The sequence below is a fragment of the Oleiphilus sp. HI0128 genome, assembly GCF_001635365.1.
In genome coordinates this window covers 1-1,073 of sequence record NZ_LWGG01001117.1, presented here as the reverse complement: position 1 = coordinate 1,073, position 1,073 = coordinate 1, and the positions used below count along the sequence as shown (strand labels likewise).

2 protein-coding genes are annotated in these 1,073 nt (G+C 44.3%); both read right to left on the bottom strand.

The features are described from left to right. Positions 1 to 98: 98 nt before the first annotated feature. The gene (locus A3763_RS19020) at positions 99 to 695 is read right to left on the bottom strand and encodes a DUF2796 domain-containing protein (RefSeq protein ID WP_068633879.1); all 597 of its coding nucleotides are present in this window, start codon (positions 693 to 695) and stop codon (positions 99 to 101) included. A 65-nt stretch (positions 696 to 760) separates the two neighbouring features. Beyond that, positions 761 to 1,073: hypothetical protein (locus A3763_RS28890; protein WP_197482980.1), on the bottom strand; the 313-nt coding region annotated here is incomplete at its 5' end.

Below are 1,073 nucleotides of genomic sequence, written 5' to 3'. Positions count from 1 at the left end.
GCACTTCAAACTTGGGGATATCGAGAACATCCCGCTGGCCCGAAGGCCAGCGGAAGCGTAAGTTGTCTACTTTCAACAGTACTTGTTTAGCATCCATATTAGAACGTAATACTCGTTTTACGGTGATCAAGCTCCTGTAAGCTCTGACCTGCGCTTGAAATAACCTGTGCTTCAACCTCCTGAAGAGAATTGAAGAGTTCAAACAAGCTAACCTTTACATCTTTCAGTGCCGCGATATTTTTACACTCGAAATGATACTCAGCTTCAAACTCACTATGTGATGCTTCGTGGTGATCATCATGTTCATCGTGATGCTCGTCATCGTGGTCCTCATGATGCTCGTCATAATGCCCCTTATGCGCTCCTGACAATAGCGCAGAAGAAACCGTTACATGCTCCAATTCGCAACCAGCACTCGAGCTCAATTGAAATAAGCGCTTAGCATCTTTAAGAATGCCCTCAGCTGCTTCGACTTTTGCCTTCTGTTCAGCGGTATTAGGCTGGTGTTCAAAACCAACAATATTCATCGCAGGTGACTTAAACACCATCTGCAACTCGTCCTTTTCCTGAACCACCGTCAATGTTGCATGACCATGTTCATGGGCTTCATGCTCTTCTTCAAAGGCAATCGCTACACGACTAGAAAGGGAAATAACTAAACAAACAAATAAACACTGAACCAGGTAGTTCTTCATACATAACTCCACATTAAAACGCTGTGCTGACGCACAATAAAATAATAAGACTTTAGAAATAAAAACTAAGCCTTAAAAGGTGGCGCTCTAGCGAGAAAGCTAAGGTGTGTATGGTTTGATTCATCCTGCTGACCGGGCCGTTTATAGCTAAGGCCTACAGAGACTAAACCGGAAAAGACATCACTCGGTACACAGCCAGTAAGGGAAGAAACAATCAGACAAGCTTCACACAAAGACTCAAATGCATGCTCAGTAGCAAGCTCCTCATGGTCTTGAGAACCACTGGAATGCTGATGATGAACATGATCGTCATGACTTAGCAGGTAAGGTGCAAAGCTGCTCTCCACGTGCTTCGCGGGATTATCCAAACGAAGATGT

What these genes read in the sequence shown, in the direction of transcription:
- A3763_RS19020 (WP_068633879.1), bottom strand. Translation starts at nt 695, where the DNA reads ATGAAGAACTACCTGGTTCAGTGTTTATTTGTTTGTTTAGTTATTTCC.